The following is a 17084-nucleotide window of genomic DNA, read 5'->3' as shown; positions in this document are numbered from 1 at the left end:
TAGGAAGAGATGAAGATGAGCTTGCGTTTTCGATATGGCAGAGCTTGTTTCCATCCAAAAATCGCATTGCATGAAGGAAATGTCATGCTTTTGCTTGCACCCAGGCAGTTTTTGTCACATCCCAAGATAATTACTGTATATTTATACAGTTATCACCTTCTTCGCCTGCGCGTCCGCACTGCCATGCTGCCTCACCCCACCCCGGTTCCCCGTCCGGAAAACATCCATCCTTCGCTCTGGCTGGCCTCCCAGCTGGCGCGCGGGGACGGGCATGGCATTCCGACCGGTTTCGAGGCCCTCGACGCCGAGTTGCCGGGGCGCGGCTGGCCGGCCGGTGTGCTGATCGAACTGCTGCTGCCCCAGGATGGCATCGGCGAATTGCGCCTGCTGCGTCCGCTCCTGGCGCGCCCGCCCGCCAAGTCGAGGCGCATCGGCTGGGCCGAACGCATCGCCCTGTTGCAAGCCCCGCACCAGGTCAACGCGCCCGGCTGGCTGCATCTGGGGGTGCAGGCCAGCCGTCTGCTGCATCTACAGGCCGACCATGTGGCCGATGCCTGCTGGGCCGCCGAACAGGTGCTACGCGCCGACAGCTGCCAGGCCCTGCTGATGTGGCAGTCCAGCCTGCGCGCGGGCGAGCATGATCTGCTGCGCCGGCTGCATGTGGCCGCGCAGGCCGGCCAGACACTTTTTTTCATGCTGCGTCCCTGGTCCTGCGCGCGCCAGCCGTCTCCGGCCCCCTTGCGGTTGATGCTGCAGCCGGCCCGGGATGGACTGGAAATCGGTTTCCTGAAGCGGCGCGGGCCGCTGCGCGCGCAGAGCCTGTTTCTTCCCTTGACGCCTTCACCGAACCTGCAACGCCATGTCTCCCCTGTGGATCGCCGTACACCTGCCACTGCTGCCGCTGGAAGCCTTTCGTCCGAACTGGCTGGATGAGGCCCCGGTGGTGGTCTTCGAGCGCGAGCGCGTAGCCGCCCTGTCGGCCCCGGCCCGGGCGCTGGGTGTGCAGGAAGGCATGCGGCGCGGCGGTGTGCAGTTGCTGGCGCCGCAGGCGCTGCTGCAGGAACGCGACCCCGGACGCGAACACACCCTGCGCGATCAGGCCGCGCTGGCCCTTTTGCAGTACACGCCGCAGGTCAGCCTGGCCGAGGAAGCCTGCATCCTGCTGGAAGTGCGTGCCAGTCTGCGTCTGTTCGGCGGCATCCGTACCCTGTGCCGCAGGATCCGCGTGACCATCGCCCGGCTCGGATTGTCGGCCACCCTGTCGTGCGCCGTCACGGCCACCGGCGCCTGGATGCTGGCGCGCTCCGGCTATGTGCGGACCCTGCGCGAAAGCTCCCTGCAGCGTCGCCTGGATCGCTTGCCGGTGGTATTGCTCAGCGCGGCACACCCGCATCTGGAATGGCTGCACGGCCTGGGCTGCCGCCAGTTGGGGCAGGTGCGGCGCTTGCCGCGCGCCGGGCTGCAGCGGCGTTGCGGCCGGCCCCTGCTGGACATGCTGGACCGTGCCTATGGCGACCTGCCGGAACTGCATGAATGGGTGGTGGCACCGCCGGTCTTCAAGGCCCGCGTGGAGCTGCCCGACCGCATCGAGCACACCGACATCCTGGCCGCCTATGCCCAGGGGCTGCTGGTACAACTGGCCGGCTGGCTGGCGGCGCGCCAGTTGAGCATCAAGCAGTTACACCTGTGGCTGGAGCACGAACGCGGTCGCCAGGCCGTGGCGCCGACCGAATTGCGGATCGCCCTGTCGGTGCCGGCCTGGCAGGAAGACCACCTGCATACCCTGGTCAAGGAAAAGCTGGCCCGCTCCAGCCTGCCGGCGCCGGCCATCGCCCTGGGACTGGCGGCCGAGGAACTGCAAGCCATGCAGGCCGCCAGCGAACTGCTCTTCCCCGAACCCGGCGGCAGCCCCGAAGATCACCAACGCCTGCTGGAACTGCTGGTAGCCCGGCTGGGCGCGGACAAGGTGCGCCAGGCCGCGCCCCGGGCCGATCATCGGCCCGAGATCGCCAATCGCTGGTGCAGCGTCATGCAGCCTGCGACCACATTGCCGGCACCGCTGGCGACCGATCCGGCGCGCCTGCCACCGCGCCCGCTATGGCTGCTGGAAGAGCCCTTGCCCTTGCGCATGCAGCAGCACAAGCCGTTCTACCGCACACCACTGGAATTCACCTCGCCGCCGGAACGCATCGAAGCCGGCTGGTGGGAAGGCCGCCCGCTGACCCGCGACTACTTCACCGCACGGGATGCGCGCCATGCCTATTACTGGATCTTCCGCCAGTGGCGTGGCGGCGAGGCCAGCGACGAAGAACCACAGTGGTTCCTGCACGGGCTGTTCGGCTAGGAGCATCGCATGCAAGCCCCTCTCCCTGGCCTCGGTACTGGTCCTGGCAATGACAGCGGCCTGCCCGACTATGCCGAACTGTATTGCCGCACCAACTTCAGTTTCCTGCAAGGCGCCTCGCATGCCCAGGAACTGGTGGAGCGGGCCATCGCCCTGGGTTATCGCGCCCTGGCCATCACCGACGAATGCACCCTGGCCGGGGTGGTGCGCGCCCATGCGGCCTGGCAGGAGCAGGTCAGCAAGAACCAGAGCCTGGATTTCAAGCTGATCATCGGCAGCTGCTTCCGCTTCACTCAGCTTACGCAGCTTGCCCAGCTCCGGGATGGCCCGGATCATCCGCTGGCCCATCTGACCCTGGTTGCGCTGGCCAGGAACCGGGAGGGTTACGGCAATCTCTCCGAACTGGTCACCCTGGCCCGCACCCGTGCCGAAAAGGGCCAGTACCTGCTGGCCCCGGAAGACCTGAGCCAGCCGCCGCCGGCCTTGTCGCACCTGCGCGCCCTGCCCGATTGCCAGTTGATCCTGGTGCCGGATTACGCGGTCGGTGAAGACACCCTGGACGCCCAGTTGCGCTGGTTCGCCGGCCTCGCGCCCGGACGCTCCTGGGTCGGTCTCACACGCCTGTATCGCCCCCTGGACGAACTGCACCGCGCAGCGCTGGAGCAGGCTGCGCGGCGCCATGGCTTGCCACTGGTGGCGGTGGGCGACGTGCAGATGCACCAGCGCTCACGCAAGTACCTGCAGGATGTGGTGACCGCCATTCGCCTGGGCCAGCCGGTGCAGGAATGCGGCCATGCGCTGGCGCCCAACGCCGAGCAACATCTGCGGCCTAGAATGCGGCTGTCGCTGGTGCACACGCGGCAGACCCTGGAGCAGACCCTGGCCATCGCCGCCGAATGCCGCTTCAGCCTGGCCGAGCTGCGCTATGAATACCCGGACGAGCTGGTGCCGCTGGGCATGAGCCCGGCCGACTACCTGCGCCAGGAAACCCTGGCCGGTGCCGCCAGACGCTATCCGCAGGGGCTGCCCGGCGAGGTGCGGCAACAGATCGAGGTGGAACTGGCGCTCATTGCCAGCAAGGACTACGAAGCCTATTTCCTGACCGTCTACGACCTGGTGCAGTTCGCCCGTTCACGCGGCATCCTGTGCCAGGGCCGGGGTTCGGCGGCCAATTCGGCGGTCTGCTACTGCCTGGGGGTGACCGAGGTCGACCCCACCTCCACGCGACTGCTGTTTGCCCGCTTCATCAGCGAAAAGCGCGACGAGCCGCCCGATATCGACGTCGACTTCGAACACCAGCGCCGCGAAGAAGTGATCCAGCACATCTACCGCAAGTATGGCCGCCGTCGCGCCGCCCTGGCCGCCGCCGTCCACAGCTATCGCCCGCGTGGCGCGCTGCGTGAGGTGGGCAAGGCGCTGGGGGTGGACCCGGCCATCGTCGATACGGTGGCCAAGTCGCAGCACTGGTTCGACAGCCGCGAAGAGCTGCTGGCGCGCTTTGCCGAAGCCGGGCTGGACCCGGAACTGCCGCAGATCGGGCTGTGGGCCAGCATCACCGGCAAGCTGCTGCGCTTTCCCCGCCACCTGTCGCAACACACCGGGGGCTTCGTGATCGCACGCGGGCAATTGTCGCGGCTGGTGCCGATCCAGAACGCCGCCATGCCAGACCGCTCCGTCATCGAATGGGACAAGGACGACCTGGAGTCGCTCCGGCTGCTCAAGGTCGATGTGCTGGCGCTGGGCATGCTCACCGCCCTGCGTCGGTCGCTGGAGCTGGTGAGCCTGCGGCGCGGCTTGCCGCAGGTGATGCAGATGTACGATATCCCGCGTGAAGATCCGGCTACCTTCGAGATGATCTGCAAGGCCGATACCATCGGTGTGTTCCAGATCGAGAGCCGGGCCCAGATGAGCATGCTGCCGCGCATGCAGCCGCGCACCCAGTACGACCTGGTGGTACAGGTGGCCATCGTGCGTCCCGGTCCGATCCAGGGCGGCATGGTCCATCCCTACCTGCGCCGGCGTGAGCTGGTGCGCAATGGCGGCAGCTTCGAGTATCCCGACAACACCAGCAAGAGCGGCAAGATCAGGAAGGTGCTGGAGCGCACCCTGGGCATCCCCATCTTCCAGGAACAGGTGATGGACGTGGCCATCGAGGCCGCCGGCTATTCGCCCAGCGAGGCTGACGACCTGCGCCGCTCCATGGCGGCCTGGAAGCGCAAGGGTGGCATGGGGCCACACCATGAGCGGCTGGTGCTGGGCATGACCGACAACGGTTATTCACGCGAATTCGCCGAAAGCATCTTCAACCAGATCGAGGGCTTCGGCGAATACGGCTTCCCGGAAAGCCACGCCGCCAGCTTTGCCCTGCTGACCTACTTCAGCAGCTGGCTCAAGTGCCATGAGCCGGAGGCTTTCCTGTGCGGCCTGCTCAACAGCCAGCCCATGGGCTTCTATTCGCCCTCGCAACTGATCCAGGATGCACGTCGGCACGGAGTGCGGGTGTTGCCGGCCAATGTCGTGCGCAGCGGCTGGGAGTCCACGCTGGAGCTGCCCCTGGAGTCCGCCTCCGGACCAGCGCGTCCGGCCGTGCGGTTGGGCATGAGCCTGCTGCGCGGCATGCCGGCCGAGGCGGCGCAGCGCATCGAGCAGGCGCGCGCCGAGCGTCCCTTTGCCGATGTCGACGACCTGGCCCGGCGCGCCGCCCTGGATCGCCATGCCCTGCAGGCACTGGCGGCCGGCGATGCCCTGCGCGAACTGGCAGGCCATCGGCGCCAGGCGCTGTGGCATGCGGTGGGTGCGGTACCCGACCGTGACCTGCTGCGCAGCGCGCCACGCGGTGACGATGCGGTGCAACTGGAGACACCCGGCGAAGGCGAGCAGATCATCGACGACTACCGCGCCATGAACCTGACCCTGCGCCGCCACCCGCTGGCCCTGCTGCGACCGACCCTGCAGCGCCGCCGCTTCATGAGCGTGGCCGATCTGAACACGCTGCAGAACCGCCAGTTTGCCTGCTGCTGCGGCATCGTCACGGTGCGCCAGCGGCCGGGCACGGCCAAGGGGGTGATCTTCATGACGATCGAAGACGAGACCGGTTCGGCCAACGTCATCATCTGGCCGGCGGTGCTGGAACGACAGCGCAGCGAAGTGCTCAATGCGCGCCTGCTGGGAGTGTATGGAAGCTGGCAATGCCAGGGAGAAGTGCGCCATCTGGTGGCCGGGCGGCTGGAAGACTGGACCCACCTGCTCGGGGAACTGCAGCCGCGCAGCCGTGACTTCTTCTGATGACTGGAGAATCAGGCCGCCAGCGCCATGCGGAAGGCGTTGCGCCCTTCGCTCTTGGCCCGGTACAGGGCCAGGTCGGCCTGGTGCACCAGGGCATCCCAGCCCAGCATCTGGCCCGGTGTGAGCACGGCCAGGCCGACGCTGATGGTGACCGGCCGTCCATGGCCGAAATCATGCTGGCGCACGCTCTCCAGCAGGTGCTGGGCGATCTGCCGCGCCGATACTTCATCCAGCCCCGGGAAGACGGCACAAAATTCCTCGCCGCCATAACGCCCCAGCAAGCCGGCCTGGCCGCAGCATTGCCGCAGCAGGGTGCCGATCTCGGCCAGTACGCGGTCGCCCACCTGGTGGCCCTGGGTATCGTTGATCTGCTTGAAATGATCGACGTCGATGAAGGCCAGGGTCAGCACCTGCCCCGACCGCACCGCCTGCTCCAGCGCCAGCTCGCCGCAGCGCACCAGCTCGCGCCGGTTGAGGGTGCCAGTCAGTTCGTCCTCGGTGGCCAGGCGCTGCTTGTCGGCCAGCAGGCGTTCGAAATAGATCATCATCAACGCCACCGACAGCAACAGCGTACCGCTGATGGGAATCAGGTAGATCAGGCCGACCCCGAGATTGCTCATCTCAGGCGGTTCGAACACTTCCGGATGGCGCAGCGAAATGAGAAAGCGGCTGATGTAGCTGGCACTGAGGATGCCCATGGCACCGATACCGATGCAGCGGCCAAAGGTCCAGCGCGGATAGCGTCCGGCCAGGGGGGCGGAAAGTCCTTGCAGGAATTCCCACAGCACCAGGCAGAACACCACCTGCAGCGCGCCCACGGCGAGGAAGGCGCGCTGGGTGAAGTTGGCGCCGGCCGCCTGCAGCGAGGCAAAGGCCAAGACGTAGGCAATCACCAGCAGCACCGGCCACCAGGCCAGGCGGCGCTGGTAGAAGTTGCGCAAGCCGCACCAGGCCACGATGCCGGAAGAAAACACCATGGTATTGCCCAGCAGCAGGCCCAGCGCACGCGGCGTGCCGCTCAGACCGGCATAGGCCGTCACCGTAGTGCAGATGCCCAGCGCCGCCAGCACCCCGGACAGCGCCCACAAGCGGGTGAAGCGTTCCGAGGGCGTGCTGATGAACAGGCCCGTCATGATCACGCCACTGCAAAACTGAACGATGGCCAGCGCCAGGCTGGCGGTGAATGGATTCATCCGGATAAGCTCGTCCTTGCGGACGGTGAAGAGTGCAGAACTGGTGTCCGGCCGAGCCTGGGAGGCCATGCCGGAAGCGCCCCCTGCAGCGTCCAGCGGCCCCTTCCAGCGGCGCGCGCAGGCAGCACAGGCAGGACGCGGTTAGTGTAACCGATGCGGCCGACAGGATAGTGATTTTCAGCAATGTATCAAAAAAACTGAATTTTCCTGCCGTGCTGCGCCGCGTTCACTCCCGTTCCAGCACGCGGGTATGGCCCCACTGCCCGGAACGGCAGAGCTGATCGGTGACATCCAGCACCAGCCGCTCGACCGCCGCCGCCGCCGTGGTCAGGGGGATATTGCGCGAGGCGCACAAGACCAGGGTGCGGGAAATCTGCTCGCCGGCGATGGCATGGGCCACCATGTCCCCGCGCTCGATGTCGGCCAGCAGCGGCGCCACCGGCAGGATGGTGGCACCGATATCGGCCAGGATGGCCGATTTCAGGATGGCCACCGAATTGATCTCGATGACATTGTCCAGGCTCATGCCCTGGGCGCGTACCAGGTTTTCGATGCGCGGGCGCACGCCATGGGCCAGCCCCGGCAGGATCAGCGGTGCCTGGATGGCGCGCGCCAGCGGCACGCCCTTGCGCCCGGCCACGCCGTATTGCGACTTGGCCCTGGTGATGTACAGCATCTCTTCCTCGATCATGGGCGTCGCCGCGAAGGAAGACAGCTGGCCATCATCGAACAGCACCGCCAGGTTGATGCGGCCGGACTTGAGCTGGGTGATGAGGTTGCCGGTCAGCTCCTCCGTCAGTTGCAGCGTGATTTCCGGATAGGTGGAGCGCACCGCGTTCAACAGCGGCAAAGCCAGCGCATTGGACACGCTCTGCGGAATGCCCAGCGCCACGGTGCCCGAGGGTTTGTCGGTGGATTGCGCCACGGCCTGCTTGGCATCCTGCACCTGCTTGAGGATCGCCAGCGCATGTTCGTAGAAGACCTTGCCGGCATCGGTGGCGATCACGCCCTGGGCCGAGCGGTGCAGCAGTTGCGCCTCCATCTCGTCTTCCAGCTGGCGGATCTGCTGGGTCAGCGCCGGCTGGGCAATGTGCAGCACCCGTGCCGCCCGCGAGAGCGAGCCGTGATCGACGATGGCCACGAAGTAGCGCAGTTGGCGTAATTCCATGCGAAGGTTTTCCCTGCTGTCCAGCGAGTTGTCAAATTGTTTTACAGGCCCGGACGACTATTGAACATGCGGGTGCGTGCATTCTCGATGTGGCCCCGCATGGCACGCCGGGCGCCTTCGGCATCCTGCAGCCGGATCAGTTCGAAGATCTGGCGGTGTTCATCCATGGCGTCCTGCGAGCGCTTCCAGGGCGGGATGTGCATCAGGTGGCGCAGCATGTTCACGGCGTGGCTGACATCGTATTCCAGCGTCTTCATCACCTGCACGAAGCGCAGGTTGCCGGTGGCCATGGCAATCGCCTCATGGAAACCGAAGTCGTAATGGTGGGCGATGCCGCCGACCCGGTTGGCCTCTTCGAAGCCTTCCAGCAGGCGCTCCATCTGGTCCAGATCCTGCTTGTTGCGACGCAGGGCCGCCATGTAGGCCGATTCGGGTTCCAGCACCAGGCGCAGTTCCAGGCCGTTCATGATGTGGCCGATGCGGGTTTCCGGTTCACCGTCCGGCCGCGCCGGAGCCAGACCGGCCTTTTCCTTCACATAGGTCCCGGAACCCCGCAGGGACTCCACCAGCTGGTCCTCACGCAGCCGGTCCAGCGCCTGCCGCACCACCGGGCGCGAGACTTCGAACAGCGTGGCCAGGTCATTCTCGGAAGGCAACTTGCTGCCCACTGCGATGCGCCCTTCCACGATGGCATGGAACAAGGTCTCATAGACCCGCTCGGCAAAACGTTCCGGCCGCACCGGACCCAGGCCGGCGGCAGCCAGGCTCAGGAGTTCGCTGGACGCGGCGGGGCGCGCCGGTTTGCTGGGGTTGGGCATCGATGCTCCGGGAGACTGGAATGGACTTGCGCATGGTAGCGGATTTGCCGTCCTTCCCGCCACCCTGGCGATGCAGGCAGTCAGCAAAGTAGTAAATTCAATTGACAGCTTGTTCGCCCTGGCTTAGATTGGCTCACCACAAAAAGCAAAACGACTCAGGAGACCAGCCCCTTCCAGGCCAGCCCGCGGACCGTGCGTCCGGGACTGACCTCGTCCATGCCGCCTGCTGCGTTTTACTTCACCTTGCTCCACCTGCGTCACTCCAGTTGCGCTTTGCGCTTACCACCCAAGGACAGCACCGCCATGAAACAGCACTTCATCGACAACCGCTGGGTCGCCCCCGCCTCCGGCGAGAGCATCCCCGTCATCGATCCTTCCGACGGACAACCCTTCGAGGCCATCGCCCGCGGCAATGCCGCCGACATCGACCGCGCCGTCGGCGCCGCCCGCCGCGCCTATGAGGGCGCCTGGGGCAAGTTGTCGGCGGCCGAGCGCAGCCGTCTGATGATGAAACTGGCCTACAAGCTGCAGGATCACCAGGAAGAACTGGCGCAACTGGAAGGCCGCGATTGCGGCAAACCGATGAAGCAGGCGCGCGCCGATGCGGCCGCCATCGTGCGCTATTTCGAGTTCTATGCCGGTGCCGCCGACAAGTTGCATGGCGAGACCATTCCCTACCAGGCCGGCTATACGGTGCTGACCCTGCGCGAGCCGCACGGGGTGACCGGCCATATCGTGCCGTGGAACTACCCGATGCAGATCTTCGGGCGCTGCGTGGGCGGCGCCCTGGCGGCCGGCAATACCTGCGTGGTCAAGCCGGCCGAGGATGCCTGCCTGTCCATCCTGCGGGTGGCCGAGCTGGCCGCCGAGGTGGGCTTCCCGGAGGGCGCGCTCAATATCGTGACCGGGTATGGCCATGAGGCCGGCGACCTGCTGGTCAAGCATCCGGACGTGGACCACGTGTCCTTCACCGGTTCGCCCAACGTGGGCAAGCTGGTGGTGCGCGGCGCGGCCGAGCACCATACGCCTGTCACCCTGGAACTGGGCGGCAAGTCGCCGCAGGTGGTCTTCGACGATGCCGACATGGAGGCCATGCTGCCGGTGGTGGTCAATGCCATCGTGCAGAACGCCGGCCAGACCTGCTCCGCCGGCAGCCGCCTGCTGGTGCAGCGCGGCGCCTATGAGCAGGTGCTGGAACGGCTCTCGGGCCTGTTCTCGCAACTGCGGGTCGGTTCTTCCCAGATGGATCTGGATTGCGGCCCGCTGATCCGCAAGACCCAGCAGGAGCGCGTGGCCGGCTTCCTCGCCGATGCGCGGCGCGACGGCATCCCGCTGGTGGCGCAGGGCGAGGTCGCCCCGGGTGCGCCGGCCAGTGGTTTCTACCAGGCCCCGGCGCTGCTGCGCGATGTGCCCGCGCGTCACCGGCTGGCACAGGAAGAGGTGTTCGGCCCGGTACTGGCGGCCATGCCCTTCGAGGATGAAGCCGAGGCCATCGCCCTGGCCAACGGCACCGATTACGGGCTGGTGGCCAGCGTCTGGACCCGCGATGGCGGACGCCAGATGCGCCTGGCGCGGGCCATTCGCAGCGGCCAGGTGTTCATCAACAACTATGGCGCCGGTGGCGGCGTGGAACTGCCTTTCGGCGGCGTCAAGGCCAGCGGCCACGGGCGTGAAAAAGGTTTCGAGGCGCTCTATGGCTTCACGGTCTTGAAGACCATCGCCATCCGTCACGGCTGATATCGGATCGATGCAACCTGGAGCCCATTTGTATGACGCGACTACCGTTCGTCCTGAGTAGGCCCTTTCAGGGCCGTATCGAAGGCGCACCGTCATTACGCCTTCGATACGCGGCTACGCCGCTACTCAGGACGAACGGTGAGCGCATCGCAATCAGGGTTCTACCCAATCATGAAAATGCCTAAGCATTTCTAATCATTTCTAATCATTCATTGCCAGGAGACACATCATGCGTTTGCAAGACAAGGTAGCCATCGTCACCGGTGGCGGTTCGGGTTTCGGCGAGGGGATCGCCAAGGCTTATGCCCGTGAAGGCGCGGCCATCGTCGTGGCCGACATCGGCGAGGCTGGCGGCCTGCGGGTGGTCGAGGAGATCAAGCGCGCCGGCGGCAAGGCGGTGTTCGCCCGCGCCGACGTGTCCAAGCGGGCCGATATGGACCAGTTGCTGGCCACGGCCCTGGAGCAGTTCGGCAAGCTCGACATCGTCGTCAACAATGCCGGCACCACCCACCGCAACCGTCCCATGCTGGAAGTGGAAGAGGAAGAATTCGACCGGGTCTATGCCGTCAATGTGAAGAGTATCTTCCTCTCGGCCAAGACCTTCGTGCCCTACTTCCGCAAGGTCGGCGGCGGCGCCTTCGTCAACATCGCCTCCACCGCCGGCGTGCGTCCGCGTCCGGGCCTGACCTGGTACAACGGGAGCAAGGGCGCGGTCATCACCACCAGCAAGTCGATGGCGGCCGAACTGGGTCCCGACAAGATCCGCGTGAACTGCGTGAATCCGGTGATCTCGGCCACCGGCCTGCTGGCCGAGTTCATGGGCGTGCCCGACACCCCGGAAAACCGCAAGAAGTTCGTCGCCACCATCCCCATGGGTCGCTTCTCGACCCCCGAGGACATCGCCAACGCCTGCCTCTACCTGGGTTCGGACGAAGCCCAGTTCGTCACCGGCGTATGCATCGAGGTCGATGGCGGGCGCTGCGTGTAAAAACCTTCATGTGCGCGGGGCGATATTGCTTTGACAATCCTGCCCCCGCCACTACAATGCTGGGCACCGTCAGCCGGCCACACAGAAGGGTCGGCGACGTAAAACAACATAACGTCAAAAAATCTACCGGAGCGAGACATGACTTATCAAGCAGGCGCGGCTGCCGACGGCGCACGCGCATCCTTTGAAGACGCTACCTACGCCAAGGTCACCTGGCGCCTGTTGCCCCTGCTGTTCCTGTGCTACGTGGCCTCCTACCTGGACCGGGTCAACGTCGGCTTCGCCAAGCTGCAGATGCTGCAGGACCTGAAGTTCAGCGATACCGTCTACGGCCTGGGCGCGGGCATCTTCTTCCTCGGCTACTTCGTCTTCGAAGTCCCCAGCAACATGATCCTGCACAAGGTCGGAGCGCGCCTGTGGATCGCCCGCATCATGATCACCTGGGGCATCATCTCCGGCGCCATGGCCTACGTGACCACGCCGGAAATGTTCTACATCATGCGTTTCCTGCTGGGAGTGGCCGAGGCCGGCTTCTTCCCGGGCGTGATCCTGTACCTGACCTACTGGTACCCGGCGGCGCGGCGCGGCAAGATCACCGCGCTGTTCATGACCGGCATCGCGCTCTCGGGCGTGATCGGCGGCCCGCTCTCGGGCTGGATCATGCATGCCATGCCGGGCGTGTGGGGCCATTCCGGCTGGCAGTGGATGTTCCTGCTGGAGGCGGTACCTTCGCTGATCCTGGGCGTGCTGGTGATCCTGTACATGAAGGATCGCATCCGCGATGCCGACTGGCTCAACGAGGAAGAAAAGCGCCTGCTGGAAGCCAATATCAGCCACGAGGAAAGCCAGAAGGAACACCTGTCGCTGAGCGCCATGTTCTCCAATGGCCGGGTCTGGCTGGGTGCGCTGATCTACTTCTGCTTCGTCATGGGGCTGTACGGCGTGAGCTTCTGGCTGCCCACCATCATCAAGACCACCGGGGTGACCGATCCGCTCAACGTGGGCCTGCTCACTGCCATTCCCTATGCCTTCTCCGCCGCCGCGATGGTGTTGATCGCCCGTAGCGCCGACGCCCGTCGCGAGCGTCGCTGGCACGTCGCCATTCCGGCCTTCCTGGGATGCATCGGCCTGCTGCTGTCCACCGTCTATGACCACAACACCACCCTGGCGATGGCCTCGCTGACGCTGGCCAGCGTCGGCATCCTGACCACGCTGCCGCTGTTCTGGAGCCTGCCGACGGCCTTCCTGTCCGGGACCGCAGCGGCTGCGGGGATTGCGCTGATCAATTCGCTGGGCAACCTGGCCGGTTTCGTCAGTCCCTTCCTGGTGGGCTGGTTGAAGGACACCACCCAGAGCACCAATGCCGGCATGTACGTGCTGGCGGCCTCACTGGTGCTTGGCGGCCTGCTCACGCTGACCCTGCCGGCCAAGCTGGTCAACAAGTAATCTGCATCGATGTCAGCACAACGGCGGCTCTGCGGAGCCGCCGTTTGTCGTTTCAGGAGCGGGAGGAGGATTGCGGTTCCAGCAACTCGCGCATGGCCAGCCGGACCACCTCGGCCTGAGTCGCCTGGGTATGACGCTGGCGCTGCAGCGCCAGCAGGGCCTCCACCCTGCCGCGGTCGCCGTGGCATAGCTCGGTCACGCGGGCAGTCATCTCCAGATAGCCATCCGGATCATGCAGCGGCAGGTCGTCGCGCGCGACATGGCGCAGCCAGGCGCGGTCGGCGGCAAACAGCGCCAGCACGGCGCAGGACATCAGCAATAGCCAGAGCAGCATGGAAGTCTCGCGGTCAGGTAAAGCGGCGATTCTGCCTGCGGGCCGGCGCGACCACCATCGACCCAGGGGGCAATACCGGCGTCATGCCCGCTACAGCGCCAGCCACTCCGCCTGCACGCCCTCATCGGCCTCCAGCGCGGCGGGCGTGCCGTGGAAGACCATCTCGCCGCGCCCCATGACATAGACCCGCTGCGACAGGTCCAGGGCGATTGCCTGCTTTTGCTCGATCAGCAGCACCGCCACCTGCCGGTGACGCAGCAGCGTCAGGTAATGCGCGACCTGCTCCACCATCTGTGGCGAGAGGCCTTCGGTGGGCTCGTCGATGAGCACCAGCGCGGGATTGCCCAGCAGTGCGCGGCCCAGCGCCAGCATCTGCTGCTCCCCGCCGGACAGCGATCCGGCCGCCACCTGACGGCGCCTGGCCAGCGCCGGGAACAGCGCATAGACCTCCTCCTCGCGCCAGGCGTTGGCCGGCTGTCGCCCGCCCTGGCGGCCCAACAGCAGGTTCTGCGCCACGCTCAGGGTGGGAAAGACGTCGCGGCTCTCTGGCACATAAGCGATCCCGCGCCGGGCAATCACATGGGTCGGCAGACCGGCGATGCTGGCGCCGGCAAAGCGGATGTCGCCGCTGCTGCGCACCAGGCCCATCAGGGCCTTGAGCAAGGTGGAGCGGCCGGCGCCATTGCGCCCGAGGATGCTGACGATCTCTCCCCGCTGCACTTCCAGCGAGACACCCTGCAGCACGTGACTCTGGCCGTACCAGGCCTGCAGGTCGTGGACGCTGAGCAGAGTGTCAGCCATGTCGCCTCCGGTTCAGATAGAGCGCCTGCACTTCCTGATTGGCGCGGATGCGCTCGGCGCTGTCGCAGGCGATGACGCGGCCGTTATCCATCACCGCGATGCGGTCGGCCAGGTCGAAGACCACCTGCATGTCGTGCTCCACCATCAGCAGGGTCTTGCCCACCGTGACTTCGCGGATCAGGGCCACCATCGCCGCGCTCTCGGCCCGGCTCATGCCGGCCGTGGGTTCGTCCAGCAGGATCACGGCGGCATCGGCGGCAATGGTGACGGCCAGTTCCAGGGCGCGCTGCTCGGCGTAGCTCAGTTCGCCTGCCGGCACCTGCGCGCGCGCGCCCAGCCCGACGCGCTCCAGCACCGCCTGGGCACGGGCACTGGCGTCGTGCAATTGACCGAGGCGGCGCCAGAAGGCATAGCGATAGCCGAGCGCCCACAGCAGCGCACAGCGCACGTTCTCGAAAGCGGTCAGGCGCGGGAAGAGACTCGTGATCTGGAAGCTGCGCGCCAGTCCCAGGCGATTGATCTGCTGCGGTGAACGCCGGGTGATGTCCTGCCCGTGCAGCAGCACGCGCCCCGCGTCAGCCCGATAACGGCCCGAAACCAGATTGAAAAGGCTGGACTTGCCGGCCCCGTTGGGCCCAATCAATGCGCAGCGCTCACCGGGATGCAATTGCAGGTCCACGCCGCGCAGGATCTGGCTGCCATCGAAGGCCTTGGTCAGGCCCTGCATGTCCAGGGAAAACGGTGCAGTCATCGGTGCAGTCATCGGCCCGCCCCCTGGCGGCGCCAGATGGTCAGCGCCGTCACACCGGCCACGATGAGCAAGGCGGCGGTGAGCCACGGCAGCGGCGCATGCACATCGATGGAACCGCCCCACCACTGCAGGGGCGCCGCGCCATCGCTACCTTCGGCCAGGCTGCCCAGGCTGGCCTGATAGGCCATCTCGGTGGCCAGCACCACGCCAGCCAGCGTGACCAGTGCGGCCAGCAGCCAGCTTGCCAGACGCCACACCAGGTGGCGGTCGAAGGCGCCGTCGCGCCAGGTGCGCCAGCCGCGGTCGATCAGGCTGGCAAGGCCGCCCGGGGTGGTCATGACGATCAGGATGAAGAAGGCACCCAGATAGAACTGCCAGGCCTGGGTATAGGCCGAGAGCCAGGACGAGAACAGCACGCCGACCACGCCGCCGACGATGGGGCCATAGAAATAGGCGGTGCCGCCGATGAAGGTGAACAGCAGGATGGCGCCGGAGCGCAGCGCGCCCACGTATTCGGCGCTGACGATCTCGAAATTGATGGCCGACAGCCCGCCCGAGACGCCAGCAAAGAAGGCCGACAGGATCAGCGCCAGGTAGCGCACCCGCTGCGGATCGTAGCCGATGAAGGCGGCGCGTTCCGGGTTGTCGCGCACGGCATTGAGGATGCGGCCCAGCGGCGTGTGGCGCAGCGCGCAGATGGCCATGGCGCAGACCAGCAACCAGCCGGCGATGAGGTAGTAGACCTGGATCTGCGGCCCGTAGCTGATGCCCAGCACCGGCGCGCCGATGACCCGGTTCCCGGAGATGCCACCCTCGCCGCCGAAGACCTCGGGCAGCATCAGCACGCAGGCCGAGACCAGCTCCACCAGCCCCAGCGTGATCATGGCAAAGGTGGTGCCGGCGCGGCGCGTGGTGGGATAGCCCAGTACGACGCCGCACAGCGCGCCGGTGAGGCCGCCCGCCAGCGGGACCAGCGTCAGCGGGAAGGCCAGCGCACCCTCGCTCATGCGGTTCATCAGATGGATCGCACCGAAGGCACCCAGACCCGAATACACCGCGTGGCCGAAGGAGAGCATGCCGCCCTCGCCCAGCAGCATGTTGTAGGACAGGCAGAGCAAGACCATCGTCCCCATCTGCGAAAGCAGCGACAATGCCGCGCTTTGCGGAAACACCAGCGGTGCCGCCAGCAGCAGCAGGGCCAGGCCCATCCAGGGCAGGACGATACGCTTCATGCTCAGCCCTCCCGCTTGCCCATGAGCCCCTTGGGGCGCACCACCAGCATCACCACCAGCAGCAGATAGGGCAGCACCGGCGCCACCTGGGCCAGCGTCAGGCGCACCAGCGGCGCCAGCGCGCTGCCGCTGGGGACCTGCACGCCCAGACTGGCCAGGGACACATCCAGCGCCACCGCGAAGGTCTGCATCAGACCGATCAGCAGCGAGGTGATGAAGGCACCGGCCAGCGAACCCAGCCCACCCACCACCACCACCACGAAGATGATGCTGCCCACGGCCGCTGCCATGCCTGGCTCGGTGACGAAGGCATTGCCGCCGATCACCCCGGCCAGCGCGGCCAGCGCGCAACCGCCGCCGAACACCAGCATGAACACGCGGGGCACGTTATGCCCCAGGGCCTCTGCCATCTGCGGGTGCGTCAGCGCAGCCTGGATCAGCAGGCCGATGCGTGTATGACGCAGCAGCAGCCACAAGGCCAGCAGCATCAGCGCCGCCACCAGCAGCATGAAGCCGCGGTAGATGGGGAAACTGGTCGAATAGAGGGTAAAGAGCGTGCCATCGAGTTCCGGCGGGATGCGGTAAGGCACCGGCGAACGGCCCCACACCAGTTGCACCAGCTCCACCACCAGATAGGACAGGCCGAAGGTAAACAGCAGTTCAGGCACGTGCCCGTAGCGGTGCACGATGCGCAGGCCGTAATGCTCCACCAGCGCACCGGCCACGCCCACCAGCAGCGGCGCCAGCAATAGCGCCGGCCAGAAGCCCAGCACGCCGGCAATCGCATAGGCGACGTACGCCCCCAGCATGTAGAAGCTGGCATGGGCGAAGTTGGGCACGCCCATCATGCTGTAGATCAGCGTCAGACCAGAGGACAGCAGGAACAGCAGGAAGCCGTAGCCCAGGCCGTTGAGGAAGGTGATCAGCGCGAATTCCAAGTTGCCAGCCTTGCCAGGGATGCGATGGGTTCAATAGGAGTCAGACGGG

Annotated in this window: 14 protein-coding genes; 6 read left to right on the top strand and 8 right to left on the bottom strand. The window is 66.2% G+C overall.

Translation table 11 applies throughout. From position 1 onward, the window contains the following. The first annotated feature begins 183 nt into the window (after positions 1 to 183). From imuA to VE092_RS02045, 3 genes are read left to right on the top strand one after another with little or no spacing between them, the layout of a single operon-like run. A complete protein-coding gene (gene imuA, locus VE092_RS02055; RefSeq protein ID WP_324873314.1) occupies positions 184 to 933 on the top strand; it encodes a translesion DNA synthesis-associated protein ImuA in 750 nt (249 codons plus the stop codon). Then, a complete protein-coding gene (locus VE092_RS02050) occupies positions 860 to 2344 on the top strand; it encodes a DNA polymerase Y family protein (protein ID WP_324873312.1) in 1485 nt (494 codons plus the stop codon). Before imuA ends, VE092_RS02050 begins: the two co-directional genes overlap by 74 nt. A 9-nt stretch (positions 2345 to 2353) precedes the next feature. Then, positions 2354 to 5629, top strand: a complete 3276-nt coding sequence (locus tag VE092_RS02045; RefSeq protein ID WP_324873310.1) for an error-prone DNA polymerase — start codon at positions 2354 to 2356, stop codon at positions 5627 to 5629. An 11-nt stretch (positions 5630 to 5640) separates the two neighbouring features. Here the strand turns inward: VE092_RS02045 and VE092_RS02040 are convergent, their stop codons facing one another. The 3 genes from VE092_RS02040 to VE092_RS02030 form a co-directional block, all read right to left on the bottom strand. Further along, a complete protein-coding gene (locus tag VE092_RS02040) occupies positions 5641 to 6822 on the bottom strand; it encodes a GGDEF domain-containing protein (protein ID WP_324873308.1) in 1182 nt (393 codons plus the stop codon). 226 nt (positions 6823 to 7048) lie between these two features. Continuing rightward, positions 7049 to 7990 (bottom strand): LysR substrate-binding domain-containing protein, encoded by a 942-nt coding sequence (locus VE092_RS02035; protein ID WP_324873306.1) that lies wholly within the window; start codon positions 7988 to 7990, stop codon positions 7049 to 7051. Positions 7991 to 8031: 41 nt separating this feature from the next. Then, on the bottom strand, positions 8032 to 8808 hold the full coding sequence (locus tag VE092_RS02030) for a FadR/GntR family transcriptional regulator (RefSeq protein WP_077237178.1): 777 nt from the start codon (positions 8806 to 8808) through the stop codon (positions 8032 to 8034). A 303-nt stretch (positions 8809 to 9111) separates the two neighbouring features. On the opposite strand from VE092_RS02030, the gene VE092_RS02025 reads away from it, so the two are divergent. The 3 genes from VE092_RS02025 (at position 9112) to VE092_RS02015 (ending at position 12979) form a co-directional block, all read left to right on the top strand. Then, complete coding sequence (locus VE092_RS02025) at positions 9112 to 10545, top strand: aldehyde dehydrogenase family protein (RefSeq protein ID WP_324873302.1); 1434 nt, start codon at positions 9112 to 9114, stop codon at positions 10543 to 10545. A gap of 229 nt (positions 10546 to 10774) precedes the next feature. Then, positions 10775 to 11533, top strand: coding sequence for an SDR family oxidoreductase (locus VE092_RS02020; protein ID WP_006712611.1), 759 nt, complete (start codon positions 10775 to 10777; stop codon positions 11531 to 11533). A 138-nt stretch (positions 11534 to 11671) separates the two neighbouring features. Next, a complete protein-coding gene (locus VE092_RS02015; protein ID WP_324873299.1) occupies positions 11672 to 12979 on the top strand; it encodes an MFS transporter in 1308 nt (435 codons plus the stop codon). 52 nt (positions 12980 to 13031) lie between these two features. On the opposite strand, the gene VE092_RS02010 is transcribed toward VE092_RS02015, so the two are convergent. From VE092_RS02010 to VE092_RS01990, 5 genes are all read right to left on the bottom strand, one after another. Next, positions 13032 to 13313, bottom strand: coding sequence for a hypothetical protein (locus tag VE092_RS02010; RefSeq protein ID WP_324873297.1), 282 nt, complete (start codon positions 13311 to 13313; stop codon positions 13032 to 13034). A 90-nt stretch (positions 13314 to 13403) separates the two neighbouring features. Next, entirely contained in the window at positions 13404 to 14114 is a 711-nt protein-coding gene (locus tag VE092_RS02005; protein WP_324873295.1) for an ABC transporter ATP-binding protein, read from the bottom strand. After that, a complete protein-coding gene (locus tag VE092_RS02000) occupies positions 14107 to 14865 on the bottom strand; it encodes an ABC transporter ATP-binding protein (protein ID WP_324873500.1) in 759 nt (252 codons plus the stop codon). The genes VE092_RS02005 and VE092_RS02000 overlap by 8 nt, the downstream gene beginning before the upstream one ends. A gap of 8 nt (positions 14866 to 14873) precedes the next feature. Continuing rightward, entirely contained in the window at positions 14874 to 16097 is a 1224-nt protein-coding gene (locus VE092_RS01995) for a branched-chain amino acid ABC transporter permease (protein ID WP_324873293.1), read from the bottom strand. A 2-nt stretch (positions 16098 to 16099) separates the two neighbouring features. Beyond that, entirely contained in the window at positions 16100 to 17035 is a 936-nt protein-coding gene (locus VE092_RS01990; RefSeq protein ID WP_324873291.1) for a branched-chain amino acid ABC transporter permease, read from the bottom strand. Positions 17036 to 17084: the final 49 nt, after the last annotated feature.

The sequence above is a fragment of the Herbaspirillum sp. genome (genome assembly GCF_035644555.1).
GTDB lineage: Bacteria > Pseudomonadota > Gammaproteobacteria > Burkholderiales > Burkholderiaceae_D > Herbaspirillum.
This window is presented reverse-complemented; position numbering and strand designations above follow the sequence as displayed.